Annotated in this window: 24 protein-coding genes; 8 read left to right on the forward strand and 16 right to left on the reverse strand. The window is 68.8% G+C overall.

The window, feature by feature from the left end:
* Positions 1-27 precede the first annotated feature (27 nt).
* Together ACZ54P_RS07495 and ACZ54P_RS07500 are read right to left on the reverse strand one after the other, a co-directional pair.
* Positions 28-222 (reverse strand): ferredoxin, encoded by a 195-nt coding sequence (locus ACZ54P_RS07495; protein WP_465460670.1) that lies wholly within the window; start codon positions 220-222, stop codon positions 28-30.
* 8 nt (positions 223-230) lie between these two features.
* Positions 231-1,445: a cytochrome P450 gene (locus ACZ54P_RS07500; protein ID WP_465460671.1), complete on the reverse strand. Its 1,215-nt coding sequence runs from the start codon at positions 1,443-1,445 to the stop codon at positions 231-233.
* A 212-nt stretch (positions 1,446-1,657) separates the two neighbouring features.
* Here ACZ54P_RS07500 and ACZ54P_RS07505 point away from each other — a divergent pair, with 212 nt between their 5' ends.
* Entirely contained in the window at positions 1,658-2,296 is a 639-nt protein-coding gene (locus tag ACZ54P_RS07505; RefSeq protein ID WP_465460672.1) for a TetR/AcrR family transcriptional regulator, read from the forward strand.
* Between the two features lie 96 nt (positions 2,297-2,392).
* Here ACZ54P_RS07505 and ACZ54P_RS07510 read toward each other — a convergent pair whose 3' ends face one another.
* Genes ACZ54P_RS07510 through ACZ54P_RS07530 form a run of 5 tightly spaced genes read right to left on the reverse strand, consistent with a single transcriptional unit; the run spans position 2,393 to position 7,479 of the window.
* On the reverse strand, positions 2,393-3,259 hold the full coding sequence (locus ACZ54P_RS07510; RefSeq protein ID WP_465460673.1) for an aldehyde dehydrogenase family protein: 867 nt from the start codon (positions 3,257-3,259) through the stop codon (positions 2,393-2,395).
* Positions 3,252-4,685 (reverse strand): aldehyde dehydrogenase family protein, encoded by a 1,434-nt coding sequence (locus tag ACZ54P_RS07515; RefSeq protein WP_465460674.1) that lies wholly within the window; start codon positions 4,683-4,685, stop codon positions 3,252-3,254. Before ACZ54P_RS07515 ends, ACZ54P_RS07510 begins: the two co-directional genes overlap by 8 nt.
* Positions 4,686-4,687: 2 nt before the next feature.
* Complete coding sequence (gene deoC, locus ACZ54P_RS07520; protein WP_061983481.1) at positions 4,688-5,662, reverse strand: deoxyribose-phosphate aldolase; 975 nt, start codon at positions 5,660-5,662, stop codon at positions 4,688-4,690.
* Positions 5,663-5,681: 19 nt separating this feature from the next.
* Positions 5,682-6,845, reverse strand: a complete 1,164-nt coding sequence (locus ACZ54P_RS07525; protein ID WP_465460675.1) for a serine hydrolase domain-containing protein — start codon at positions 6,843-6,845, stop codon at positions 5,682-5,684.
* Between the two features lie 22 nt (positions 6,846-6,867).
* Positions 6,868-7,479, reverse strand: a complete 612-nt coding sequence (locus tag ACZ54P_RS07530; protein WP_465460856.1) for a DUF1707 SHOCT-like domain-containing protein — start codon at positions 7,477-7,479, stop codon at positions 6,868-6,870.
* A 105-nt stretch (positions 7,480-7,584) separates the two neighbouring features.
* Between ACZ54P_RS07530 and ACZ54P_RS07535 the strand changes: the two genes are divergently transcribed.
* The 4 genes from ACZ54P_RS07535 (at position 7,585) to ACZ54P_RS07550 (ending at position 10,633) form a co-directional block, all read left to right on the forward strand.
* Positions 7,585-8,028 carry a protein-tyrosine phosphatase family protein gene (locus tag ACZ54P_RS07535; RefSeq protein WP_465460676.1) on the forward strand — a complete coding sequence of 148 codons (444 nt, stop codon included), beginning with the start codon at positions 7,585-7,587 and terminating at the stop codon, positions 8,026-8,028.
* Between the two features lie 18 nt (positions 8,029-8,046).
* A complete protein-coding gene (upp, locus tag ACZ54P_RS07540; RefSeq protein WP_400562334.1) occupies positions 8,047-8,670 on the forward strand; it encodes a uracil phosphoribosyltransferase in 624 nt (207 codons plus the stop codon).
* Positions 8,671-8,765: 95 nt separating this feature from the next.
* Positions 8,766-9,359 carry an RNA polymerase sigma factor gene (locus tag ACZ54P_RS07545; RefSeq protein WP_465460857.1) on the forward strand — a complete coding sequence of 198 codons (594 nt, stop codon included), beginning with the start codon at positions 8,766-8,768 and terminating at the stop codon, positions 9,357-9,359.
* Positions 9,356-10,633 (forward strand): hypothetical protein, encoded by a 1,278-nt coding sequence (locus tag ACZ54P_RS07550; RefSeq protein WP_465460677.1) that lies wholly within the window; start codon positions 9,356-9,358, stop codon positions 10,631-10,633. Before ACZ54P_RS07545 ends, ACZ54P_RS07550 begins: the two co-directional genes overlap by 4 nt.
* Before the next feature lie 63 nt (positions 10,634-10,696).
* Here the strand turns inward: ACZ54P_RS07550 and ACZ54P_RS07555 are convergent, their stop codons facing one another.
* Positions 10,697-11,290, reverse strand: a complete 594-nt coding sequence (locus tag ACZ54P_RS07555; RefSeq protein WP_465460678.1) for a TetR/AcrR family transcriptional regulator — start codon at positions 11,288-11,290, stop codon at positions 10,697-10,699.
* A gap of 84 nt (positions 11,291-11,374) precedes the next feature.
* Here ACZ54P_RS07555 and ACZ54P_RS07560 point away from each other — a divergent pair, with 84 nt between their 5' ends.
* From ACZ54P_RS07560 to ACZ54P_RS07570, 3 genes are read left to right on the forward strand one after another with little or no spacing between them, the layout of a single operon-like run.
* Entirely contained in the window at positions 11,375-11,776 is a 402-nt protein-coding gene (locus tag ACZ54P_RS07560; protein ID WP_465460679.1) for a MerR family transcriptional regulator, read from the forward strand.
* Positions 11,773-12,756 carry an aldo/keto reductase gene (locus ACZ54P_RS07565; RefSeq protein ID WP_465460680.1) on the forward strand — a complete coding sequence of 328 codons (984 nt, stop codon included), beginning with the start codon at positions 11,773-11,775 and terminating at the stop codon, positions 12,754-12,756. The genes ACZ54P_RS07560 and ACZ54P_RS07565 overlap by 4 nt, the downstream gene beginning before the upstream one ends.
* A gap of 26 nt (positions 12,757-12,782) precedes the next feature.
* Complete coding sequence (locus ACZ54P_RS07570) at positions 12,783-13,784, forward strand: aldo/keto reductase (protein WP_465460681.1); 1,002 nt, start codon at positions 12,783-12,785, stop codon at positions 13,782-13,784.
* Positions 13,785-13,878: 94 nt separating this feature from the next.
* On the opposite strand, the gene ACZ54P_RS07575 is transcribed toward ACZ54P_RS07570, so the two are convergent.
* From ACZ54P_RS07575 to ACZ54P_RS07610, 8 genes are all read right to left on the reverse strand, one after another.
* Positions 13,879-15,252, reverse strand: a complete 1,374-nt coding sequence (locus tag ACZ54P_RS07575) for an alkaline phosphatase family protein (protein WP_465460682.1) — start codon at positions 15,250-15,252, stop codon at positions 13,879-13,881.
* The gene (gene eboE, locus ACZ54P_RS07580; protein ID WP_465460683.1) at positions 15,249-16,322 is read right to left on the reverse strand and encodes a metabolite traffic protein EboE; all 1,074 of its coding nucleotides are present in this window, start codon (positions 16,320-16,322) and stop codon (positions 15,249-15,251) included. Before eboE ends, ACZ54P_RS07575 begins: the two co-directional genes overlap by 4 nt.
* Positions 16,319-17,182: a TatD family hydrolase gene (locus ACZ54P_RS07585; protein ID WP_465460684.1), complete on the reverse strand. Its 864-nt coding sequence runs from the start codon at positions 17,180-17,182 to the stop codon at positions 16,319-16,321. The genes eboE and ACZ54P_RS07585 overlap by 4 nt, the downstream gene beginning before the upstream one ends.
* A 2-nt stretch (positions 17,183-17,184) precedes the next feature.
* Positions 17,185-18,600, reverse strand: a complete 1,416-nt coding sequence (locus ACZ54P_RS07590; RefSeq protein ID WP_465460858.1) for an EboA domain-containing protein — start codon at positions 18,598-18,600, stop codon at positions 17,185-17,187.
* Positions 18,600-19,448 (reverse strand): SCO3242 family prenyltransferase, encoded by an 849-nt coding sequence (locus ACZ54P_RS07595; protein WP_465460685.1) that lies wholly within the window; start codon positions 19,446-19,448, stop codon positions 18,600-18,602. The genes ACZ54P_RS07590 and ACZ54P_RS07595 overlap by 1 nt, the downstream gene beginning before the upstream one ends.
* Positions 19,445-20,602 carry an inositol-3-phosphate synthase gene (locus ACZ54P_RS07600; RefSeq protein WP_465460686.1) on the reverse strand — a complete coding sequence of 386 codons (1,158 nt, stop codon included), beginning with the start codon at positions 20,600-20,602 and terminating at the stop codon, positions 19,445-19,447. The genes ACZ54P_RS07595 and ACZ54P_RS07600 overlap by 4 nt, the downstream gene beginning before the upstream one ends.
* 161 nt (positions 20,603-20,763) lie before the next feature.
* On the reverse strand, positions 20,764-21,933 hold the full coding sequence (locus tag ACZ54P_RS07605) for a Gfo/Idh/MocA family protein (RefSeq protein ID WP_465460687.1): 1,170 nt from the start codon (positions 21,931-21,933) through the stop codon (positions 20,764-20,766).
* Positions 21,934-21,975: 42 nt separating this feature from the next.
* The gene (locus ACZ54P_RS07610; protein ID WP_465460688.1) at positions 21,976-23,028 is read right to left on the reverse strand and encodes a substrate-binding domain-containing protein; all 1,053 of its coding nucleotides are present in this window, start codon (positions 23,026-23,028) and stop codon (positions 21,976-21,978) included.
* Positions 23,029-23,202: the final 174 nt, after the last annotated feature.

A 23,202-nucleotide genomic window follows, 5' to 3' on the forward strand; every position in this document is an offset into this window, starting at 1 on the left:
CTCATTACCACTCACGAGCCCGATCGGTTACGCGAGCGAGATCGCTTGACTCGGGCAGATGTGCGCGGCGGTGCGCGCGTTCTTCTCCGCGTCGCTCCCCTGGGGTTCCGGGACCAGCACGATGACCGTCCCGTCGTCCTCGCTCTGATCGAACAGCTCGGGATCGGTGAGCACGCACTGGCCCGCGCCCACACACCTATCGGCGTCCGCGATGATCTTCATGGCTCCTCCTACCAGGTGACCGGAAGCGCGTGGAGGCCGTAGATCGACGAATCGTGCTTGAACGGCAGTTCGTCGACCGGAACGGCGACCCGGATGTCCGGGATACGCCGGAACAACGTATCGAACACGATCTGGAGTTCCATCCGCGCCAGATTTTGGCCGAGACACTGGTGTGCCCCGAAGCCGAACGCCACGTGGTGCCGCGCGCCGCGTTCGATGTCGAAGGCGTCGGGGTTCTCGAAGCCGTCCGGGTCGTGGTTGCCGGCGTTGCTCAGGCCGACCACGCCCTCACCGGCGCGGATGAGCGTGCCGCCGATCTCGACGTCGGCCGTGGCCAAGCGCGACGTGGCCGTTTCCGCGATCGTGAAGACGCGGAGGAGCTCCTCGATCGCGGGGAGCGTCATGCCGGGGTCGGCCTTGATCTTGGCCAGCTGATCGGGGTTCTCCAGCAGTGTCACCGTGCCGAGCGAGATCATGTTCGCCGTCGTCTCGTGCCCGGCGATGAGCAGCAGGAACGCCAATCCGACGAGTTCGCCGTGGTCGGCGTCGCCCGTTTCCCGCTGCTTCAGGATCTGACGGCCGAGGAGATCGTCCTCGGTGGCGTCGGCTTCCTTCTTGGTGACGAGTTCGTCGAGGTAGCTTTCGAGCTGCTCGAACGCGGTCATCCGTTCTTCGGCGGTGACCTCCCGGCTGAGCATCCTGGAACTGCAGGATTGGAAGAACTCGTGGTCCGAATAGGGGACGCCGAGCAGTTCGCAGATGACCAGTGACGGCACCGGCAGCGAAAGCGCCGTGACGAGATCGGCGGGTTTGGGACCCGCGAGCAGGGCATCGATGTGTTCGTCGACGATCTGCTGAATACGCGGCTGCAGTGCCTTCATCCGCTTGACCGTGAATTCGCCGACGACGTCCCGCCGGGCCCGGCCGTGTTCCGGCGGGTCCATCGCGATGAGGGACGGCCGGAAAGGCTTGTCCTCGCGCCGGATCTGGCGCGCCACCATCTGCGGGAACAACGGATTCTGCCGGTCGGAACTGAAATGCGGGCTGCTCAGCATTTCGCGGATGTCTTCGAGCCTGGTCAGTGCCCACGCGGTCTGCCCGGAAGGCAGGCTGACCCGCGAAACCGGACTTTCCTCGCGAAGCCTTTGATACTCCGGAGGCGGCGAAAACGGGCACTTTCGGGCCAGCGGCAGAGTTGCGGTGGTTTCCTCGACGTCGGTCATCGGGTCCTTCCCCGGGTGTCGGGTGGGTCGGGTGAGATTCGGACAGAGGCCCCAAAACATATGCGGATGGTTTTATTCCGCTTATGTCATCCAAGGTACTCAAGTGGAGGCAGGTCGTCCACTGGCGAAGGGGTGGTCCGTCGGGAAGCGTGAAGTGCGCGTTCGTCCGTGCGAGAATCACGGCGCCGAAACACCCTGGAGAGGCGAGGACCATGACAGCCGACCCCGAGACCCGCTTGCGTGCCGACGCGCGCCGGAACCGGGATCAGATCCTGGCCGCCGCGAGGGAGATCTTCGCCGCCCAGGGCGCCGAGGTCCCGATGGAAGAGATCGCGCGCGCGGCAGGCGTCGGTGTCGGCACGCTTTACCGGCGTTTCCCCGATCGGGACGCGTTGATCCGGGCGGTCGCCGTCGACAACTTCGACAAGGTGCTCAGGGACGCGAAGGCGGCGAAAGACCAGGAGTCCTCTGATTGGGCCGCGCTGATCCGGCTGCTGCACCAATCGATGGAACTCCAGTTGAGCATTCAACTCGCGATGGTGTCGCCGCGGGCACTGGCGATCCTGAGGAGCGATCCCGCGATCAAGGCCCTGCGAGACGAGTTGCTCCTGGTGATGGACGCCTTCGTCCGGGGCGCCCAGGCGGAGGGCAGGCTCCGGACCGACGTCGCCACGGGTGACGTCGCGATCTTGTTCGCGACGCTGCTGCGTCAGATGCCGGGCAAGGCCGAAGAAGTCGCGCGGATGGCGACCCGGCGCTGCATCGGGATCATGATCGACGGCTTGCGGGCCGGGCAGAGCGAGGAGTTGCCGGGCCGGGCACTGACCAGCGCCGACCTGGACCCCCGGTAGCTGAAAGTCCGTGAAGGCCTCCTTTCCTACCCTCAAAGTAGGGAAGGAGGCCTTCACGGCAAGTCCCGCAGTTAGAGGACTAAACGCGGGAAGTGGCTAGACGCCCAGCGGGTGCCAGACGGTCTTCGCCTCCAGGTACCGCCGCAGCCGCGCGATGTCGGCGTCGGCCGTCCAGTCCGGCTCGGTGTCCGGCACGGTCAGGACACGCTTCACGGTGCCCGCGGCGTCGCGCGCCAGGTCCGCCCGGGCGGACGGCTCCGCGCCTGTCGGGTCCAGGGCGTTGACGTCCCCGTGGGAGGCCAGCCACGAGCCCAGCTCCGACGCCCGGCCGGTCAGGATGTTCGCCACCCCGCCCGGCAGGTCGGATGTCGCCAGGACCTCCGACAGGGTGATCGCGGGCAGCGGCCGCTCCGCGCTGGAGACGACCACCGCCGTCGAGCCCGTCGCCAGCACCGGGGCGAGCACGCTCACCAGACCCAGCAACGACGACTGCTGCGGCGCCAGCACGCCGACGACACCGGTCGGCTCGGGCACGGTGAAGGAGAAGTACGGCCCCGCGACGGGGTTGGCCCCGCCGAGCACGGTCGCGATCTTGTCCGTCCAGCCCGCGTACCAGACCCAGCGGTCGATCGAAGCGTCCACAAGGGACTGTGCCTTCTTCGCCGCGAGGCCTTCGGAAGCGGCCACCTCCGCGACGAACTGCTCGCGACGGCCCTCCAGCATCTCCGCGACCCGGTAGAGCACCTGGCCGCGGTTGTAGGCGGTCGCCGCCGACCAGCCGCCGAAAGCCTTGCGGGCGGCGGAAACCGCGTCACGGACATCCTTGCGGGACGCGTGCGAGGCGTTCGCGAGGAACTTGCCCTTGCTGTCGGTGACCGGATACACCCGGCCCGATTCCGAGCGCGGGAACTTGCCGCCGATGTAGAGCTTGTAGGTCTTCGCCACCGAAATACGGTCAGACATCGAGGTAGGCCTCCAGTCCGGTGCGTCCGCCTTCGCGGCCGAAACCCGACTCCTGGTAGCCGCCGAACGGCGCGGCGGGATCGAAGCGGTTGAACGTGTTGGCCCAGACGACGCCGGCGCGGAGCTGGTTCGCCATCCACAGGATGCGCGAGCCCTTCTCGGTCCAGATCCCGGCGGAAAGCCCGTACGGCGTGTTGTTCGCCTTGGTGACGGCTTCCTCCGGCGTGCGGAAGGTCAGCACCGACAGGACCGGCCCGAAGATCTCCTCGCGGGCGATGCGCATCGACTGCTGGACGTCCGAGAATACGGTGGGAGCGAAGAAGAAGCCACGTTCGGGCACCGGGCACGGGCTGGTCCAGCGCTCCGCGCCTTCGGCGTCGCCGGATTCCACGAGACCCTTGATCTTCGCGAGCTGCTCGGCGGAGTTGATCGCGCCGATGTCGGTGTTCTTGTCCAGCGGGTCGCCAAGCCGCAGCGTCGAAACGCGGTAACGGAGCTTTTCGAGCACCTCTTCCGCGATCGATTCCTGCACCAGCAGCCGCGAACCCGCGCAGCAGACGTGGCCCTGGTTGAAGAAGATCCCGTTGACGATCCCCTCGACGGCCTGGTCCAGCGGGGCGTCATCGAAGACGACGTTCGCCGCCTTGCCGCCCAGTTCCAGCGTCAGCTTCTTCGCGGTGCCCGCGATCTGGCGCTGGATGGCCTTGCCGACCTCGGTCGATCCGGTGAACGCGACCTTGTCGACGTCGTCGTGGCCCACCAGCGCGGCGCCGATGTCCCCGGCGCCGGGCAGGATGTTGACCACCCCCGGCGGGAGTTCGGCCTGCTGGCAGATCTCCGCGAACACCAGCGCGGTCAGCGGCGTGGTCTCCGCGGGCTTGAGCACCACGGTGTTGCCGGTGGCCAGCGCGGGCGCGATCTTCCACGCGAGCATGAGCAGCGGGAAGTTCCACGGGATGACTTGACCCGCGACGCCGAGCGGCTTCGGGTTCGGGCCGTAGCCCGCGTAGTCGAGCTTGTCGGCCCAGCCCGCGTGGTAGAAGAAGTGCGCGGCCGCCGTCGGCACGTCGGAATCGCGCGATTCCTTGATCGGCTTGCCGTTGTCGAGACTTTCCAGCACGGCCAGCTCCCGCGACCGTTCCTGGATCAGCCGGGCGATGCGGAAGAGGTACTTGGCGCGTTCGGAGCCCGGCATCTTGGACCAGACGCCGTTGTACGCCTTGCGCGCGGCCTTCACCGCACTGTCCACATCGGACACCGAGGCGGTGCCGACTTCGGCGAGCACCTCTTCGGTGGCCGGGTTGATCGTCTTGAGCGGCTCGCCGGAGCCGTCGACGAACTCGCCGTTGACGAACGGCCGGTAATGCGGTTTGAGGTTCGCGAGGTCGCGCGATTCGGGCGCGGGCGCGTACTCGAAGATGCCCATGGTCAGTCCACCGTCACGTAGTCGGGACCGCTGTAGTGGCCGTCGGCCTGGGTGCGGCGCTGCAGCAGGAGGTCGTTGAGCAGGCTGGACGCGCCGAACCGGAACAGGTCCGGGGTCAGCCACTGCTCGCCGGCGACCTCGTGCACCGCGACCAGGTACTTGATCGCGTCCTTGGTCGTCCGGATGCCGCCGGCGGGTTTGACGCCGCGCAGTTCGCCGGTCTGGACGAACCAGTCGCGGACGGCCTGCAGCATCACGTGCGTGACCGGCAGCGTCGCGGCGGGCGAGACCTTGCCGGTGGAGGTCTTGATGAAGTCGCCACCGGCCAGCAGCGCGAGCCAGGACGCGCGGCGGACGTTGTCGTAGGTGGCCAGCTCGCCGGTTTCGAGGATGACCTTCAGATGCGCGTCGCCACAGGCGGCCTTGATGGCCTGGATCTCCTCGAAGACCGCCATGAAGCGGCCCTCCAGGAACGCGCCCCGGTCGATCACCATGTCGATCTCGGCGGCACCGGCGTCGACGGCGATCTTGGTGTCGGCCAGCTTGATCTCGCGGCTCGTGCGGCCCGCCGGGAAGCCGGTGGCGACACTCGCGACGTGGATGCCGGTGCCGCGCAGTGCCTCGACAGCCGTCTCGACCATGTCCGGGTACACGCAGACGGCCGCGACCTTCGGGGTGTCCGGCCGGTCCGGGTCCGGCCGCATGGCCTTCGCGGCGAGCGCGCGGACCTTGCCGCGGGTGTCGGCGCCTTCGAGGGTCGTCAAGTCGACCATCGAGATGGCAGTGTCGATCGCCCAGAGCTTGGCGGCCTTCTTGATGCTGCGCGTGCCGAGGCCCGCCGCCCGCTGCTCGACGCCGACCTGGTCGACACCAGGCAGCCCGTGCAGGAACCGGCGCAGGCTCGCCTCGTCGCGAGTCGCGTCCGCCAGCGGCGACGGGGTGGCCGTCGCCGCTGACGAGCTGGTCGTAGCTGTCATACGGGTGAGTGTAAGCGGCCTACAGGCTGGGCACCGGGGCCTGGGCGACCGCCCTGGTCGAGGGCACCACCGGGGCGCAGAACTCGGAGATCATCGGCAGCTGACGCTTGAGCGCGGCGTCCGGCGAAGCGGTGATGTCCACGGTGGCCAGCGTGGAGATGTTCTTGCCGGACTCGTCCTGGAAACTGAGGGTGGCGAACCCCGGAAGGTCGCCGCCGTGCCCCCAGATCGAGATGTCCTCGGCGCAGGCGCCCGCGGCCTTGAGGTTCAGCTTCATCAAGCCGAGGCCGTACTCCATGCCGCCGCCGACCGGGACGGTCTTCTTCATCTGCGTCATCAGGCCGGCGGGAAGCAGATGGCCGCCGAACAGCGCCTCGAAGAAGCGGTTGAGGTCCTTGCCCGAGGACACGATGCCGCCCGCGCCGAAGTAGCGCGAGTAGTTGTAGGTGGTGACGTCGGTGAGGCCGCGCGGCGCGTCGTACAGCTGCTCGTAGCCGTGGGCGGCCGGGCGGAGCAGGAACGGGAAGTCACGGGGGAGTGAGGTGTCGCGCAGGTGCAGCGGCCGGGTGACGCGCTCGGCCAGCACCCGTTCGAGCGGTTTCCCGGTGGTCTTTTCGACGAGCAGGCCGAGAACGTTGTAGCCGGTGTTGGAGTACGCCCAGCTCGTTCCGGGCTTGAACTGCAGCGGCTGCTTCGACACGCTCAGGCGGATCTGGTCGTCGCTGTCGAAATGCTCGAAGCGCTCGGTGTCGATCTCCGGCCCCGTCGCCCAGGTGTCCTCGGGAGCCAGGTCGCGCTGGAGGCCGCTGGTGTGCTGCAGCAGCTGACGGACGGTGATGGGCTCCGGATACGGCAAGAGGCCCGGCAGGTAGCGCTGGACGGGTTCGTCCAGTCCCACGCGGTTCTCGGCCACGAGCTGAAGGACCAGGGTCGCGACGAACACCTTGGACACACTCGCGACCCGCCAGCGGCCCGCAGCGTCGGGCTTGCCCGGTCGGTCGACGTTCGCGACCCCGCTGACGCCGCGGAAACCGTCGGCGACGGCGACCATGCCGGGGATGCCCGCGGCGACGGCCGCGTCCATCGCCGTCTGTCGCGGATCGGTCTTCCCAGCGGCCGCCGCCGGGAAGGCGGTGACGGAAAGCAGTGCGGCACAAGCGATCGCGACGAAACTTCGGCGCATGCGGTGAATCCCCCAGTTCAGGTCAGGCTTCCAGTTCGGGTGTGTCCTTCTTACGCGGTTTCCGCTTCACGACGACGCCACCCCAGAACGCCAGGCCGGTGATCTTCACCGTCGGCGCGGTCGCCGCCGCCGGGGGCGTCCCGGCACGGTCCTCCAGTTCGAAGGCGCCCATGAAGCCGATTCCGGTGACGTCCACGTTGATGTCGTCGGGCACGATGATGTCGATCCCGCCCATGATCGCGACCGCGGTGATCGTCGAATGCTTCTCGGCGAACCGCGCGTACCGCAGATCGAGTTCGGCGCCGCCCCAGAACGCGAAACTGTTGTGCTGCGGCGGGACGACCCAGCTGCCCTTGCGTGACGCGCCCGACATGACGGCGATCGAGGCGCCGGAGCCGGGGTGCCCGCCGATGCGGTCGTCGGGCAGGCCCAGCGCGCGCGAGGTCACCGGCTCGATCGCGGACCGTGACTGCTGGGGCAGATCCGCGGTGACCGGTTTGAGGTCCCCGAACGTCTTGGCCGCGTACACGATGGTGAGCCGCTCTTCCAGCTCGTTGATGGTGATGCGGCCCTCGGACATCGCCGCGTGCAGCACCTGCGCGACCTGCTCTCGGTCGGCGTCGGAGATGCGCATCTGATCGGGTCCGGGCAGGGCTGGCTCTTCGCTCACGCGCAGGAGCCTAGCGCCGGCGCGAGGGCCGGGCGTCCGTCTTTTGGCCGACAGTGGGATTCTGCCGTGATGGGGAACTCACTACCTGGTGCGATCGAACTGCCGGACGGGGTCAAGGTACGCGGGCGTGGCCTGGGCCGGCCCTGGCCGGAGGGGCCTTCGCCGGATTTCGGGCTTTACTTGGGCGGCGCGAAGCTGCGCCGGAAACACGACCACAAGCTGGACTGGGACCACGAGTGGATCCGCTGGCCCGATTTCCTGGTGCCGATGGACCGAGCCGAGGCGCGGCGGCAGATCGTGGCCCTGCACGGCCGGGCCGCGGCGGGCGAGAACGTCGAGGTCGCCTGTTACGGCGGCGTGGGGCGGACCGGGACGGTGCTCTCGTGCTTGGCCACGCTTTCCGGGCTGTCCGCCGAGGAAGCCGTCGCGTGGGCGCGGGCGAACCACCACGAACGTTCGGTGGAGATGCCGTGGCAGCGCCGCTGGGTCGGCTGGTTCGCGCGGCAGGCGTGAGGAGCTAAGTTGACCGGCATGGATGTGCACGTCGTTGATCACCCGCTGGCCAAGGCCAGGCTTTCCACCATGCGCGACGCGCGCACCGACAGCGCCGCTTTCCGCGCGGCGCTGCACGAACTGACCGTCATGCTGGTCTACGAAGCCACGCGCGACATGCCCGTGCGGATCGAGCGGATCCACACGCCGGTGGCGCGCACCGACGGCTACGCGCTGGCGAGTCCGCCACTGCTGGTGCCGGTGCTCCGGGCGGGGCTCGGGATGGCGGATCAGGCGCACAAACTGATCCCCGACGCCCAGATGGGTTTCGTCGGCCTCGCTCGTGACGAAGAGACGCTCAAGCCGACGCCGTACCTGGAGTCGCTGCCGGAATCGCTCGCCGACCGGCCGGTGCTGGTGCTCGACCCGATGCTGGCGACGGGCGGCTCGATGGAGTACACGATCCGGCTACTCACCGACCGGGGCGCCACCGACGTCACCGCGATCTGCGCGCTCGCGGCGCCCGAGGGCATCGAGCACCTGGAGAAGACTGGGCTGCCGCTGCGGGTGGTGACCGCGAGCATCGACGAACGGCTCAACGACTCCGGCTTCATCGTGCCGGGCCTCGGGGACGCGGGGGACCGGCAGTACGGCGCCGTCTGAGCCTCGCCCCGGATCGCGTTTAGCCCGCTAAACGCGATCCGGCCGGTTCGCAACATCCCGCTGGGTGCCGGGCACTGACGGGTGTGACCAGAACAGTGACCGGATCGGTGGGGGTGCCGGTGGACTCGTCCGAACCTCCTCCCGACGGGAGCGACACGGAGCTTTGGCGCGCGGCCGCGGGCGGTGATCACGGTGCGTTCACCGAGCTTTTCGAACGCCACGTCCAGTCGGTGTGGAATCACGCCTATCGGTTGACGGGATCGTGGGCGTCGGCCGAAGACCTGACTTCGATGACCTTCCTCACCGCTTGGCGGCGCAGGTCGGGTATCACGCTCATCCGGGACAGCGCGCTGCCCTGGCTGTACACCGTCGCGGGCAACCTCGCGCGCACTGAACACCGCAGTTCCGGGCGACGGCTCCGGCTGGCCCGGCGGCTGCCGGAACCCCGGTCGGTGGTCGACCACGCCGACACCGTCGTCGACCAGCTCGACGGCGAAGACCGGCTCAGGCAGGTGCTCGCCTTGGTCGCGAAGCTGCCGAAGTCGCAGCGCCAGGCCGTCGAGCTCTGCCTGCTCGGCGATCTTTCGCTCGCCGACGCCGCCGAACTGCTCGGCGTCGCCGAAGTGACCGTTCGCGCCCACATCTCGCGGGCCCGCGCGCAGCTGCGAGCCGCTCTGGAGGAGAAATGACCGACGACCTCCGCCTGCCCGGCAGGCGTGAACTCCCCCCGGAAGTGCTGGACAACCTGCGGATGTCCCTGCGGGAGGGGATGGGAAAACCCAGCCGGCGGCGATGGCCGATCGTGGCCGCCGCGGCCGCCGTCGTCCTGGTCCTCGCGGGCGCTCTGGTCGCCACCGTGGTCATCCGGGAACCGGACAGGCCGGGTCCCGTCGTCGCGAACCCTGACTTCTCCCTCGACTGGCCGAGGGCGGTGTCGGCGATGAACCGGTGCTGGGCGGTGATCAAGTCCCAGGGCAGGGCCGCGAGCTTCCCGGACCGGGACGAGTGGTCGCCGCGCTTCACCGTCGTTTCGTCGTCGGTCACCGTCGTCGCGGTGACGGCGGGCGAAGGACCCTTCTTCTGCGAGACCACGCTGATGACGGCGACCGTGTCCGATCCGGCCGCCGCTCCGCCGTACACGCACGGCGGGACCGCCGCCCTGCTGATGACCCGGGCCGGGACGGTCGCGGGCATCGCCGACCCCGGGTGGCCGCAGTTGGAGATCACGGGTCAGAACGAGACGTCGTCGTCACTGCGGGAGATCCCGATCTTCCGGCCGGGGAACCTGTTCGTGTACATCGCGCCGATGAAGCCGTCAAAGACCACCTACGCGGTCGGGCCGACTCCGGGGAAACAATCCCGGCCTAACCGATACCAGGCTCCCCACCCTCTTCGGCCCGCGCCGGAGCCGGCGGCGTCGGAGCTCGACAAACCGGTGTCGCCGGTTCCCGACCGGGCCACGCCCGCGGGCGAGTTCTTCAACACCTGCACAAGAGGAGCGCCCGACGCGGTGGCCGACGAGGACGCCTACCGGGTCGGTGCGCTGATCGAAGGGGAGAAGGTCGGAGTCGTCGTCGCGCGCCTGGGTGACCGGGCCATCGTGTGCCAGGGCGGACTCGGGTACGGGGACGGGAAGACCGAGTACTACCGGGTCTTCGACGAGCGGAGGAAGTCCGCCGGACCTGTGCATCCTTTGTGGACGGAAACGGTCGGCATGGCGAACCGGCCCGGGAACGCCGCTCGGCCCCAGAACGCGTACTTGGGGGTCGTTCCCGAGGCGGCCGCGGCCGTGAAGCTCGACTTCGGGACCGGCAAGACGATCGACGCGACCGTCGCGGACGGGACTTTCGCGGCCTGGCTGCCGGACGGGGTCAGCCAGGACTACGAGCACGCGCGGGTGGGCATCACCGTCCTCGACGCGGCTGGGGCGATCCTGCACCAGGGCACCCTCCCGCTCTACTGATCGCGTTTAGAGGACTAAATGCGGCGCGGTGTGGATCGCGTTTAGCCCGCTAAACGCGAGTTGTCAGTGGCGCAGCCAGCCGGAGGCGTTCGCCCGCAGCGCGGTCTCGTAGGCCTCGCTCACGGTGAACTCCTCCGGCAGGTTCCCGTTCAGTTCCAGCGACACCAGGCCGTGCACGATTCCCCAGCAGCTCACGATGACGACCTCGGGCGGGACGTCGGCGAAGACGCCGTCGGCGACGGCCGCGCGGATCGTCTCCTCCAGCGGCGCGAGCGTGGCGCGCGCCTGCTCGGACATCTCCTCGGCGGGCTCGAAACCCGGGACCGACTTCGTGAACATGATCGCGTAGAGATGCGGGTCGGCCAGCGCGCTTTCGCGATAGGCGACGCCGAGCCGCACGAGGTCCTCGACCGGGTCGCCGGTGCGCGAAACGCCGGACATCCGGAGGCCGAAGCGGCGGAAGCCCTCGGCGAAGAGGGCGCTGACCAGATCAGTCTTCCCGCCGAAGAGTGAATAGACCGCGGTGGTGGACGTGCCGACGTCGGCGGCCAGCTTGCGGAGGCTGAGCGCCTTCGGGCCGTCGGCCGAGATGAGCTCACCGGCGCGGTCCAGTAGCTTCAGCCGGAGGTTCTCGTCGTGCGTCCTGGGGCGAGGCATGTCCCGAGCGTATCGGAACGCTGTTATCAATCGCTCGGATTCGGAGTTGACCTGGAGCGCACTCCAGGTCGTACTGTCGACGACATGAGCTACTCGATAGCGGAAGCCGCGCGACGTAGCGGGTTGTCCATCGACACCCTCAGGTACTACGAGCGCATCAAACTCGTCGAGCCCCCGGCACGGGACGCCGCGGGGCGCCGCGCCTACACCGATGAGGATCTCGGGTGGCTGGGGTTCCTGACCAAGCTGCGGTTGACCGGCATGCCCATCAAACGCATGCGGGAGTACGCGTCACTGCGCCACCACGGCGCGGCGAGCGCGGGACGGCGCAAGGCGATCCTCGTCGACCAGCGCAACTCGGTCGCCGACCGGATCGCCGAGCTGCAGACCTGCCTCGACATCCTCGACTACAAGATCGACCACTACGACCAGGTGGAGCGCAAGGTGCTCGGCACCGGAGCCACCATGGAGGGAATTTCAGCGTGATCAGCACCAGGAGGCTCGGCGGTCTGGAAGTCGGGGCGCAAGGACTCGGCTGCATGGGGATGAGCCAGGCCTACGGCGTCCGGGACGACGACACGGAGTCGATCGCCACCGTCCACCGCGCCCTCGAACTGGGCGTGACCCTGCTCGACACCGCCAACGTCTACGGTGCCGGTGCGAACGAGGAACTGGTCGGCCGGGCTATCGCGGGCAAGCGGGACCAGGTGGTGCTGGCGACCAAGTTCGGCATCATCTGGGACAAGGACGGCGGGATGTCCGCCCGTGGGGACGCCGCTTATGTCAAGACGAGCTGCGAAGAGTCCCTTCGCAGGTTGAACGTCGACCACATCGACCTCTACTACCAGCACCGGGTCGACCCGGACACGCCGGTCGAGGAGACCTGGGGCGCGCTCGCGGAGCTGGTGGAGGAGGGAAAGATCCGGTTCGCCGGTATCTCCGAGGCGAGTGCCGAAACGATCCGTCGCGCGCACGCCGTCCACCCGGTCACGGCCCTGCAGAGCGAATGGTCCCTGTGGACTCGCGGCATCGAAGGCGAGATCCTCCCGACCGCTCGCGAGCTGGGGATCGGCATCGTGCCGTTCTCGCCCCTCGGCCGAGGGTTCCTCACCGGAAGCGTCACGTCGGTGAGGGACCTGCCGGAAGACGACATGCGCCGCAATCTGCCCCGGTTCGCCGAAGGCAACTTCGAGCGGAATATGGCGATCGTCGAGGCGCTGCGGGCGCTGGCGGCGGAGAAGGGTGTGACGGCGGGTCAGCTCGCGCTCGCGTGGGTGCAGGCTCAGGGCGACGACGTCGTGCCGATTCCGGGCACCAAGCGGCGCAAGTACCTCGAAGAGAACACGGCGGCCGCCGAACTGGAACTGTCCGAAGTGGACATCGAGGCCATCGAGAAGGCCGCACCGGCCGAGGCGATCGCCGGTGAGCGTTACCCGGAGCGGCTCGCCCGGGCCGCCGGCAAGTAACTTCCCCAAGAATTGCGAGAGAAATCATGACGGGTTCGACGCTGCCCATTCGCAGGCTCGGCACACTGGAAGTCGGTGCGCAGGGGCTCGGCTGCATGGGCATGAGCGAGTTCTACGGTCAAGGTGACGAAACCGAATCGATCGCGACGATCCATCGCGCGATCGAGCTGGGCGTCACCCTGATCGACACGGCGGACATGTACGGCTTCGGCCGCAACGAGGAACTGGTCGGCCGCGCGCTGGCCGGCAAACGGGACAAGGTCGTGCTCGCGACCAAATTCGGCATCGTGCGCGACGAGGCCGACCCCGGCAAGCGCGGGATCCGGGGCGACGAATTCTATGTGCGGCAACAGGTCGAGGCCTCGCTGCGCAGGCTGAACGTCGACCACATCGACCTGTACTACCAGCACCGGGTCGACCCGGAAGTGCCGATCGAGGAGACCGCGGGGGCGCTGTCCTCGCTGGTCGAGCAGGGGAAGATCCGGCACATCGGCTTGTCCGAAGCCGGTCCGGAGACGATCCGGCGGGCGCACGCCGTGCATCCGGTGACGGCGGTGCAGACGGAATGGTCGCTGTGGTCACGCGACATCGAGGACGAGGTCGCCGGAGTCTGCCGCGAGCTGGGGATCGGCCTGGTGCCGTATTCGCCGCTCGGGCGCGGGTTCCTCACCGGCCGCTTCAAGTCCAAAGAGGACTTCGCCGAGGGTGACTTCCGGCAGACGGCGCAACCGCGCTTCGCCGACGGGAACCTCGAACGGAACCTGGCGATCGTGGAGGCACTGCGGGCGCTCGCCGAGCGAAAGGGTGTCACCGCGGGTCAGCTGGCGCTGGCGTGGGTGCAGGCGCAAGGTGAGGACGTCGTGCCGATCCCGGGCACCAAGCGGCGCAAGTACCTCGAAGAGAACGTCGCGGCTGTCGGCTTGAAGCTGACGGCCGAGGACGTGGCCGAGATCGAAGAGGCGGTACCGGCCGACGCGGTGGCCGGGCAGCGCTATCCCGACGAGAGCATGAAGCTGCTGTCGCGCTGAGGCAAGCCTGCGGTGAGTGGTCGGTCCAGTTGGTCGTGAGTGGCGATTCGGGTTCTAACCCGAATCGCCACTCACGACCCCCTGTACCGAGACCTCACTTGAGCCCTTGCAAGGCCAACAGCAGGGGATGCACGTCGGTAGCCCCCACCCGACCGGACGGTTGGAAGGCCGGATCGGAGCACAGCAGCACCGGACTGTCCTCAGCGGAATCCGGCAGCCGTCCGTGCGAACCGCGCACCCAGCGCGGATCGGTCGGGACGACGTCCATCGCGTAGCGCAGCCCGGCGAACTTCTTCGCCAGGTTGAGCCCGGCCCGCGCCTTGGCGAACTTGTCCTCCGGATCGAAGAACAGCTCGGCGGGGTCGTAACCCGGTTTGCGATGGATTTCGACACCGCGCGCGAAATCGGGCTTCCGCGCGTCGTCGAGCCAGTAGTAGTACGTGAACCACGAATCCGGCTCGGCGACCGCGACGAGTTCGCCTGCCCGTTCGTGGTCCAACCCGTAACGAGCTTGCGCCTCACGATCGAGGACCTCGTCGACGCCGGTCAGCTCACCGACGATCGAGCGAACCCGCTCGACGTCGGCGGAGTCGCGAACGTAGACGTGCGCGACCTGGTGGTCGGCGACGGCGAACGCGCGCGACGCCCACGGGTCGAGGTATTCCATCCCCGCCTGCGTGTAGACCTCCAGCAGTCCTTCGCGACGCAGTGGCCGGTTTATGTCGACCGGCCTGCTGACGTTCGTGATCCCGTACTCGCTGAGCGCGACCACGGTCGCCCCGGCGTCGCGGGCGTCGTCCAGCAGCGGCGCGAGCGCGTTGTCCAGTTCTCGCGCCGCCAACGCCGCCTGCGGTGCGTCGGGGCCGAAGCGCTGCAGGTCGTAGTCCAGATGCGGGACGTAGGTCAGCAGCAGATCGGGACGTTTCTCCCGCAGGATCTGCCGGGACGCGCCGATGACCCACTTGCTCGATTTGAGCGACGCCGTCGGACCCCAGTACTGGAACAGCGGGAACTCCCCCAGCGCACCGGTGAGCTGATCGTGCAGCTCGGGCGGGCGCACGTAGGCGTCCGGCGACTTGCGGCCGTCGGCGTGGTAGATCGGCCGCGGGGTCACCGTGACGTCGGTGCTCATCCCCATCGCGTACCACCAGCAGACGTTCGCCGACGTGTAGCCGGGATGCGCCGCCCGCGCGGTCTCCCACAGCTTCTCGCCGCCGACGAGCCGATTGTGCTGGCGCCACAGGAAGATCTCGCCGAGCTCGCGGAAGTACCAGCCGTTGCCGACGATTCCGTGCTGCGCGGGCATCAGCCCGGTGAGAAAGGTCGACTGCGCGCTGCAGGTGACGGCGGGCAGCACCGTGCCCAACTCGGCCTGCCAGCCGTCACGGGCGACGGCGGACAGTTTCGGCATGTCCCGCAACGCCTTCGGGGTCAGCCCGACGACGTCGATGACGACCAAGGGTTTCACGCGGACGCCCCTTCCTTGACGAGGTTCGCCTGTGCCCACTCGAGTTCCGCGGCGATTCCGCCGACGAGGTCACCCGCGTCCGGGAGCACGCTCCAGGTGTAGGTCTCGACCTCGATATGCGGTTCGCCGGGCAACCCGGCGGCGACGGTGCGCAGGACGTCGGTCGTGGTGGACAACGGAGCGGCCGGGGCCTGGTGCAGCGGCATGTGGAAGTGCACGCGCCACGGTCCCTCTCCTGGTAATTGTCGCCATGCGTCGGGCAGGTCGTCGGCCTTGCGCACGACACCGTCCGCGCCGAGTTCTCGGACCTGGTGCAGATACCGCGGTTCGGCGAACGCGGTCAAGGCCTCGCGAGCTTCGGCGGGATCTTCCACATGCAGTGCGGCGGAGGCCTGCACCTTGACGATGTCCACATCGGACTTCGCGATCGCGGCCAGTGTCTCCGCCGGGTCGGCGAACGAGACCGCCAGGTGACAGGTGTCCAGGCACAGTCCGACATACTCCGGGTCGACGCGGCCGGAAAGCCAGCCCAGCGCGTCGGCCACGGTGTCGAGCACACAGCCGGGTTCGGGTTCGACGGCCAGCTTGATCGGCCGGTCACCGATCGCCCGGACGACCTCGCCGAAAGCCTCGGCAGCGCGGCGGTCGTCGTGCTCGGACCACGGCTCACGCCAGGCGAGCGGCAGCGTCGAGATGCTGCCGTACGAAGCGTCGTCGGCGAGCAGCTCGGACAGGACGGTCACGCAGTCGATCGTGTAGGCGACCCGGTCGCTGTTCGTCCACTCAGGACGGTAGACCGCGTGTTTGACGACCTCGTCGTGGAAACCGCCGTATGGGAACGCGTTGAGTGTGTACACCGACAGACCGCGCGCGTCCAGCTCCGCACGGAACGCCTTGCGGGCATCCGCGTCGTCGGCGAGTCCGCGCGCGACCGGCGCGGAAAGCCACAGCCCGACGCCGAGCCGATCGGCGCCCAGCCGTTCGCGCACCGGGAGCGCGTACCGCTCCAGCTGCGCGACGATGCCGTCGACATCCTCGGCGGGATGAACGTTCGTACAGTAGGAAATCATTTGCGGGCACCTCGCAGCACCGAGTTGCCTTCGAAGGTCGCAGCCTCGCCGGTGAACCCGGGCAGCGGGTCGAGCGTGAGCCGTCCGCTCTGCCCGTAGAAGTCGACCGGGTTCTGCCACAGCACCTGGTCGACGTCGGCCTCGGTGAAACCGCCGTCGAGCATCGCCTGCCCGGTTTTGGCGGTCTTCAAGGGATCCGAGCGGCCCCAGTCGGCGGCCGAGTTCACGATCATGTTGTCCAGCCCGTACTGGCGCAGGATCTCGACCATCCGGTGCTCGTCCATCTTGGTGTCCGGGTAGATGGAGAAGCCCATCCAGGCGCCGGAATCCTTGACCAGCTTGACGGTGACCTCGTTGAGGTGGTCGACGACCACACGCTCCGGTGCGACGCCGGCCTCACGGACGACGTCGAGCGTGCGCTTGGTGCCTTCCAGCTTGTCGCGATGCGGGGTGTGCACCAAGACGGGCAGGTCGTGCTCCAGCGCCATCGCCAGCTGCTGCGCGAAGACCTCGTCCTCTTCCTTGGTCATCGAGTCGTAGCCGACCTCGCCGACCGCGACCACGCCGTCCTTGGCCAGGTACCTCGGCAGGACGTCGAGCACCTCGCGGCAGCGGGGATCGTTGGCTTCCTTGGGGTTCAGCGCGATCGTGCAGTGGTGCCGGATGCCGAACTGGGCGGCGCGGAACCGTTCCCAGCCGATGAGGGCGTCGAAGTAGTCGGTGTACGAGCCGACGCTGGTGCGCGGCTGGCCCAGCCAGAACGCGGGTTCGACGAGAGCGCGGACGCCTGCCGCGTACATGGCTTCGTAGTCGTCGGTGGTCCGGGAGGACATGTGGATGTGGGGGTCGAAGATGCGCACGGTCAGTGGCCTTCCTTGAGCAATGAGAGGGCGTCGGCGGGAACGTCACGTCCGGCCGCCCGGCGTTCGTCGGCGAAGTCGGCGAGCATGCGCCTCAGCTCGTCGTCCGCGCGGGTTTCGAGATCCGCGACGGCGGCGAGCGGAACGCCGACGAAGACGCATTTGAGGACACCGTGCCGCCAAGTGTGGTCGTCCAGGAACCGGGCGAAAGGCCCCATGGCGGCGGCGACCAGGCGGATGTCGTTGGCCCGCAAGGCGTCTTCGACCAGTTTGACGCCGGTGTCAGTGACTTCGGCGTCCGGCGACGCCAGCTCGTTGAGCGCGCGGAGCACCCCTCGCCGCTCGGCGTCGTCGCCGTAGCGGTAAAGATCCCGCAGCTCGGCGGCCAGCGCCGCGTCGTCGAGGACTTCGGCCAGCACTGTCACGAGCCGGACGCGCGCCCGGTCGTCGACGGTGCCGTGCACCAGCCCCTGCGGATCCGTCTCCGGGCGCACCGCCGTCCGGCCGACCTCGCGGCCGACGGCCGGGAAGAGCGAGCCGACGTCCGACGGCTTCTCCCGGATCCGGCGTTCCGCCTTGTCCAGCCAGGTTTGCGGCAAGGCGTCGGTGAGGGCTTCGAAGGCCCTGCGCGCGGTGTCCGGTGCGGCGTGGCTGTGCCGGGGCAGTTCGACCGCGGCCAGCCGGGTGTAGCCGATCTCCGCCAGCGCGGCGAGCGTCCCCGGCAGGTCCAGATGACCGTCGCCGAATTCGAGGTGCTCGTGGACCCTCGGCAGCATGTCGTCCAGCTGCACGTTCCACAGCAGCGGCCCGGCGAGCCGGACGCACTCGGCCGCGTTGACCGGCTCGACGGCGACGCAGTGCCCGACGTCGAGCGTGACGCCGAACAGCTCCGGCTCGCCGAGTTCCTTGCGCAGGTCCAGGACCTGACTCAGATGCTGTACGAGGTGTCCGGGTTCCGGTTCCATCGCGAGCCGGACGTTCAGTCGCGAAGCGTGCTCCAAGACCGCGGCAACGCCTTCGCGCAACCGTGACCAGGCGGTCTCTTTGTCCACAGTAGACACACCGGACCAGAACGAAACGCAGTCGGCACCGAGGTCGGCCGCGATCCGCATCGCCCGCGCCAGGAAGTCGATCCGGAGCGCGGGGTCGTCCGACAGCAGCGTCGGTGAGTGCTTGCGCCACGGGTCGAGCAGGTACCGGGCACCGGTCTCGATCACGACGCGGTTCAGGCCGAGCGCCGAAAGCCGCGACGCCACGTGGTCGACCCGCTGTGCCAGGTCGTCGGCGAACGGGTCGAGATGGTCGTGGTCCAGCGTCAGCGCCACCCCGGTGTAGCCGAGGTCGGCGATGATCGCGAGGGCGTCGTCGAGGCGGTGGTTGGAGAAGCCGTTCGTGCCGTATCCCAAGGAGAACGTCATCATGTGGGGCTCACCTTCCGCGACAGCTTGCGGGCGATCGGCAGCGCGGTCGCGACCAGCGCGGCCCCCACTACTGAAGCCTTGGCCGTGATCGCCGCCTGGAGCGGGACCATGCCGTGGATGCCGGATTTCGTCGCCGAGCGCACGGACTTCGCCGACGGGTCACGGACGGCGTCCGCCTGCGCGCGGCCGACCAGGCCCGCGTACCCCGAGCCGGCCGCCATCGAGGCGAGCCGGTGCCAGCCGCCCCGCGCCGGTCCGGTCAATGCCAACGTTGTCGCGGCACAGGTGGTGGCCAACGCGGCACGAGCCGTACTTGGCTTCGCGCCGTGGACCTCACCGGTGGACAAGGCGGTGACGCCGAGCGTGTGGACACCGACGGCCGCCGCGGCGGTGAGAGCCTTCTTCGGAGAGTCGCCTGCGCCCAGCAGGACGTCGAGCGTGCGGCAGGCCGCCATCGCCACCGGTCCGGCCGGGGTCGGCTTGAGCACGGTGTCGTAAGCCCACACCGCGGCGGCGAGCGGGACCGCGACCCGCATCGCCTGACGGCCACCGCCGAGCGCGGCCAGGCCGAGCCCGGCCGCGGTCAGCGTCGCCCCGGTGGTGAGCGCCGCGCCCGCGCTCACCCGCCCGGACGGGATCGGCCGCTCGGGACGCTCCACGGCGTCGAGCTTCCGGTCCGCCCAGTCGTTGAGGGCCATCCCGGCCCAGTAGATGGCGACCGAGGAGAGCGGCAGCAGCAGCCGTCGTCCGGTCATCTTGAGTCCCGCCGCCGCGGATCCGGCGACCGTGTCACCGAGCACCGTCAGCGCGGCGGGCGCCCGTACGAGTTCCACGTAAGCCTTCACAGGGTTCCCGCCCAGGTGATCAGGCGGGCGGCCTGCTCGGCGAAGCGGTGTTCGTCGCTGCCCAACGGATCCTTGAAGAAGAAGCCGAGTTCGGTCAGCGCGCCGCTCTGGCCGTCGGCGTGCGCCGCGGTCACCAGCCTCGCGAGGTCGAGGATCAGCGGTGCCGCGAGCGCGGAGTCGTAGCCGGTCCAGGTGAACTGCAGGCTCATGCGCGCACCGAGGAAACCCTCGAACGACACGTGATCCCACGCGGTCTTGATCTCGCCGAGGTCAGGCACGTTGTCGATGTGCAGCGGCGCGGTGACGTCCTCGCCGAGCAACGCCGCGAGGCCGCGGGCCTTCGATTCCAGCTTGCTGTTCGCGGTCACCGGGTCGGCCAGTGTCTCGCCGTCACCGCCGCCGAGCAGGTTGGTGCCGGACCAGGAGCGGACCTTCAGCGCCCGCGCGCTGAACATCGGCGCGAGGACGGTGCGGAGCAGGGTCTCGCCGGTCTTGCCGTCGGAACCCGCGTAGGGCAGGCCTTCCCGTTCGGCGAGCTGCCGCAGCGCGGGCAGGGTGACCCCGGGCGACGGCGTGAACTCGACGTACGGGCTCCCCGCCTTCAGCGCCGCGTAGGCCGACAGAGAACTGGACGGCAGGACCGCCCTCGCCGGATCCGCGAGCGCCGCTTCGAGCGCGTCGAGGTCGTCGTGTTCGGGAAGGTGGGGGCACGGGGCCTCGGTGGAGGACACGTTGACCACCACGACCCGCGCGAGGCCGTGCCGGTCGGCGAAAGCCCGGATGTCCGCGCCGAGCCGCGCGGCGGCGTCGGCCTGGGCACCCGTATGCGTCGCCGGGTGGTAACCGTCGCGGATCTCGGCGTCCACTTCGGCCAGTCCGGACCGGACCGCCGAGAACACCGAGTGCCCGAACACGCCGGCGCCCGCGAGCTGTTCGGCGCGCTTCTCCAACGGCGTGTGCGCGATGTCGTGCCCGCCGAGGACCAGGTCGTCCCAGCCCGGCAACGGAACCCCCGCGAACGCGGGTAGCTCGGTGACACAGCCGACCGGACCGGTCACGCCGGCGCGCAGGGCCAGCAGGCCCACCGCGGCGGTCGTGGCCACCGATCCTCTCGCGCCGATCAACCAGATGCCCGTGCGCTCCTGAGCAGGCATTTCTCCACCTTTCCAAGATCCGGAACGTCCGACGGCCTATTTCCTCGGATGGTCGGACGTTTCGGATCGAACCAAGTCGCCTTGAGGTACGTCCATGCGACTTTCGGCTGGATCTACACCGCCGTTACCACTTCGCCGCCTCCTCGGTTTTCTCCATGTCCTCAGCTACTCGCCTTCGTGGTGACGCCGGGCACAGCGGTCCATCGCGCCTCTTCGGCCGCGCTGCGCTCGACCGCGTCGAGGACCATCTGAACCCTCAACCCGTCCTCGAAGGACGGTTCGGGATCCGTGCCTTCGCCGATCGCGGTCAGCAGATCGGCGACCTCGTTGGTGAACGTGTGCTCGTAGCCGAGGAGGTGGCCCGGCGGCCACCACACCCCGACGTACGGGTGGTCCGGTTCGGTGACCAGGATCCGGCGGAACCCCGACTCCGTGGCGGGCTGGCCACCGTCGAACCAGGACAGTTCGTTCATCGATTCGAAGTCGAACGCGAGGCTCGCCTTCGATCCGTTGATCTCCAGCCGCATCGAGTTCTTGCGGCCCAGCGCGTACCGGGTCGCCTCGAAACTCGCCACGGCCCCACCGGAGAACCGGCCGAGGAACAGCGCGCAGTCGTCGACCGTGACCTGCCCCGTCCCGCCGTCGCCGTCCGGCCGCTCCTTGACGAAGGTGGTGGTCAGTGCCGAAACCCCGGTGATCGTGTCGCCGGTGACGAACTGGGCGGCGTCGACGATGTGCGCGCCGAGATCGCCCAGCGCGCCGGAGCCCGCCTTGTCCTTGTGCAGCCGCCAGGTCATCGGCGACTCCGGATCCGACAGCCAGTCCTGCAGGTAGACCGACCGCACGTGGCGGATCTCGCCGAGTGCCCCGCTCGCGACCAGGTTCCTGGCGTGCGCGAGCGCGGGCACCCGGCGATAGTTGAAGGCCACCATCGACCGGACGCCGCCTCCGCGGGCCTTCGCCGCCGCCTCCGCCATCGCCTCGGCTTCGGCGAGGGTGTTGGCCAGCGGTTTCTCGCACAGCACGTGCTTTCCGGCCTCGAGCGCGGCGATCGCGATCTCGGCGTGGCTGTCGCCCGGGGTGCAGATGTCGACCAGGTCGACGTCGTCGCGGGCGATCAGCGCGCGCCAGTCCGTCTCGACGTCTTCCCAGCCGAACCGCTCCGCCGCGGCCTTCGCCCGCACCTCGTCACGGCCGCCGAGCACGGCGAGTCTCGGGATCAGCGGTGGCGCGAAGAACCGGTGCACACTGCGCCACGCGTGCGAATGCACCGCACCCATGAACGCGTGGCCCACCATGCCGACCCCGATCGTTTCCTTTGCCGTGCTCATGCCCCTCCTATGTCTCCGCTTGCGTGTGTCGGGTACGCGGGTTTACGAGTCGAAGCCGACGTCCATGTACCGGTCGACGTTCTCCTTGGTGACCACCGCGGAGTACGTGGTGATCTCCGACGGGATCTCGTGCTCGGCGAAATCGCTCGCACCCTTGTTCTGGCCGAGCAGCCGGGCGAGCGAGATCGCGGACGACGCCATCGACGGGCTGTAGAGCACCGTCGCCTTCAGCGGCTCGGCGTCGGACTTGATCAGGTTCATCGCGTTCTTCGAACCCGCGCCGCCGACCATCAGGAAGTCCTTGCGGTTGGCGTTGTTGATCGCCGCGATGACGCCGACCCCCTGGTCGTCGTCGTGGTTCCAGAGCGCGTCCAGTTTGGGCGCGGACTGCAGCAGGTTCGAGGTCTGCTGCTCACCCGACTCCGGCGTGAACTGCGCCGAGACGCGCGGGCCGACCGCGAAACCCTGACGCGCCAAGGCGTCCTTGAAACCCTTGCTGCGTTCCTGGGTCAGCGGCAGCGAGTCGATGCCCGCGACCTCGCCGATCACCGGGCTGGCGATGTTCTTCGCCTTCATCTGCTTGGCGATGTAGTTCCCGGCGTTGACGCCCATCCGGTAGTTGTCGCCACCGATCCAGGTGCGGTACGCGAGCGGGGTGTCGAAGACGCGGTCGAGGTTGATCACCTGGATACCGGCGTCCATCGCCTGCTGGCCGACGGCGGTGAGTGCCTTGCCATCGAACGGCAGGATCACCAGCACGTTGACCTTGGCGTTGATCAGCGTCTCCACCTGGGAGATCTGCTGGTTGACGTCGTTGGTGCCCTCGGTCGCGTTGAGCGTGACCTCACTGAACTTCTGCGCCTGCGCGCGGGCGTTCTTGGTGATGGCCGCCATCCAGCCATGGTCGGCGGCGGGCGCCGAGAACCCGATGGTGACGGGGTTTCCCGGCTGCGAGTTGCTGCCCGCGTTGGCCACGTTGGCGGCGGTGTTCTGCGCCGGTGCCTCGTTCGAGGTACACGCGGTCAGCAGCGCGCCCGCTCCGACGGCCGCGCCTCCCAGCAGGAAACGGCGGCGGTGCAGGGATTGTTCGGTCATGACGACTCTCCATCCACGGTGATGAGGTGGTTGCCACTGAGCGAGAGGTAAGGCGACGGTGCCGGGGGTCGTGGGGGGGGGGTCGGGGTTTCACCCCAACCGCCCCCCCCCCCCCCCCGTGCCGGACCCCACACAGTCCGCCCTTCCCCCCCCTGGGCCCTTCCTTTCTTTTCT

This window comes from Amycolatopsis sp. NPDC034160, from assembly GCF_055575355.1.

Excerpts from the sequence above, each read along its gene's own strand:
- ACZ54P_RS07495 (WP_465460670.1), bottom strand. The coding sequence starts at position 222 with ATGAAGATCATCGCGGACGCCGATAGGTGTGTGGGCGCGGGCCAGTGC.
- ACZ54P_RS07500 (WP_465460671.1), bottom strand. The coding sequence starts at position 1,445 with ATGACCGACGTCGAGGAAACCACCGCAACTCTGCCGCTGGCCCGAAAG.
- ACZ54P_RS07505 (WP_465460672.1), top strand. The coding sequence starts at position 1,658 with ATGACAGCCGACCCCGAGACCCGCTTGCGTGCCGACGCGCGCCGGAAC.
- ACZ54P_RS07510 (WP_465460673.1), bottom strand. The coding sequence starts at position 3,259 with ATGTCTGACCGTATTTCGGTGGCGAAGACCTACAAGCTCTACATCGGC.
- ACZ54P_RS07515 (WP_465460674.1), bottom strand. The coding sequence starts at position 4,685 with ATGGGCATCTTCGAGTACGCGCCCGCGCCCGAATCGCGCGACCTCGCG.
- deoC (WP_061983481.1), bottom strand. The coding sequence starts at position 5,662 with ATGACAGCTACGACCAGCTCGTCAGCGGCGACGGCCACCCCGTCGCCG.
- ACZ54P_RS07525 (WP_465460675.1), bottom strand. The coding sequence starts at position 6,845 with ATGCGCCGAAGTTTCGTCGCGATCGCTTGTGCCGCACTGCTTTCCGTC.
- ACZ54P_RS07530 (WP_465460856.1), bottom strand. The coding sequence starts at position 7,479 with ATGCGCATCTCCGACGCCGACCGAGAGCAGGTCGCGCAGGTGCTGCAC.
- ACZ54P_RS07535 (WP_465460676.1), top strand. The coding sequence starts at position 7,585 with ATGGGGAACTCACTACCTGGTGCGATCGAACTGCCGGACGGGGTCAAG.
- upp (WP_400562334.1), top strand. The coding sequence starts at position 8,047 with ATGGATGTGCACGTCGTTGATCACCCGCTGGCCAAGGCCAGGCTTTCC.
- ACZ54P_RS07550 (WP_465460677.1), top strand. The coding sequence starts at position 9,356 with ATGACCGACGACCTCCGCCTGCCCGGCAGGCGTGAACTCCCCCCGGAA.
- ACZ54P_RS07555 (WP_465460678.1), bottom strand. The coding sequence starts at position 11,290 with ATGCCTCGCCCCAGGACGCACGACGAGAACCTCCGGCTGAAGCTACTG.
- ACZ54P_RS07560 (WP_465460679.1), top strand. The coding sequence starts at position 11,375 with ATGAGCTACTCGATAGCGGAAGCCGCGCGACGTAGCGGGTTGTCCATC.
- ACZ54P_RS07570 (WP_465460681.1), top strand. The coding sequence starts at position 12,783 with ATGACGGGTTCGACGCTGCCCATTCGCAGGCTCGGCACACTGGAAGTC.
- eboE (WP_465460683.1), bottom strand. The coding sequence starts at position 16,322 with ATGATTTCCTACTGTACGAACGTTCATCCCGCCGAGGATGTCGACGGC.
- ACZ54P_RS07590 (WP_465460858.1), bottom strand. The coding sequence starts at position 18,600 with ATGACGTTCTCCTTGGGATACGGCACGAACGGCTTCTCCAACCACCGC.
- ACZ54P_RS07600 (WP_465460686.1), bottom strand. The coding sequence starts at position 20,602 with ATGCCTGCTCAGGAGCGCACGGGCATCTGGTTGATCGGCGCGAGAGGA.
- ACZ54P_RS07605 (WP_465460687.1), bottom strand. The coding sequence starts at position 21,933 with ATGAGCACGGCAAAGGAAACGATCGGGGTCGGCATGGTGGGCCACGCG.
- ACZ54P_RS07610 (WP_465460688.1), bottom strand. The coding sequence starts at position 23,028 with ATGACCGAACAATCCCTGCACCGCCGCCGTTTCCTGCTGGGAGGCGCG.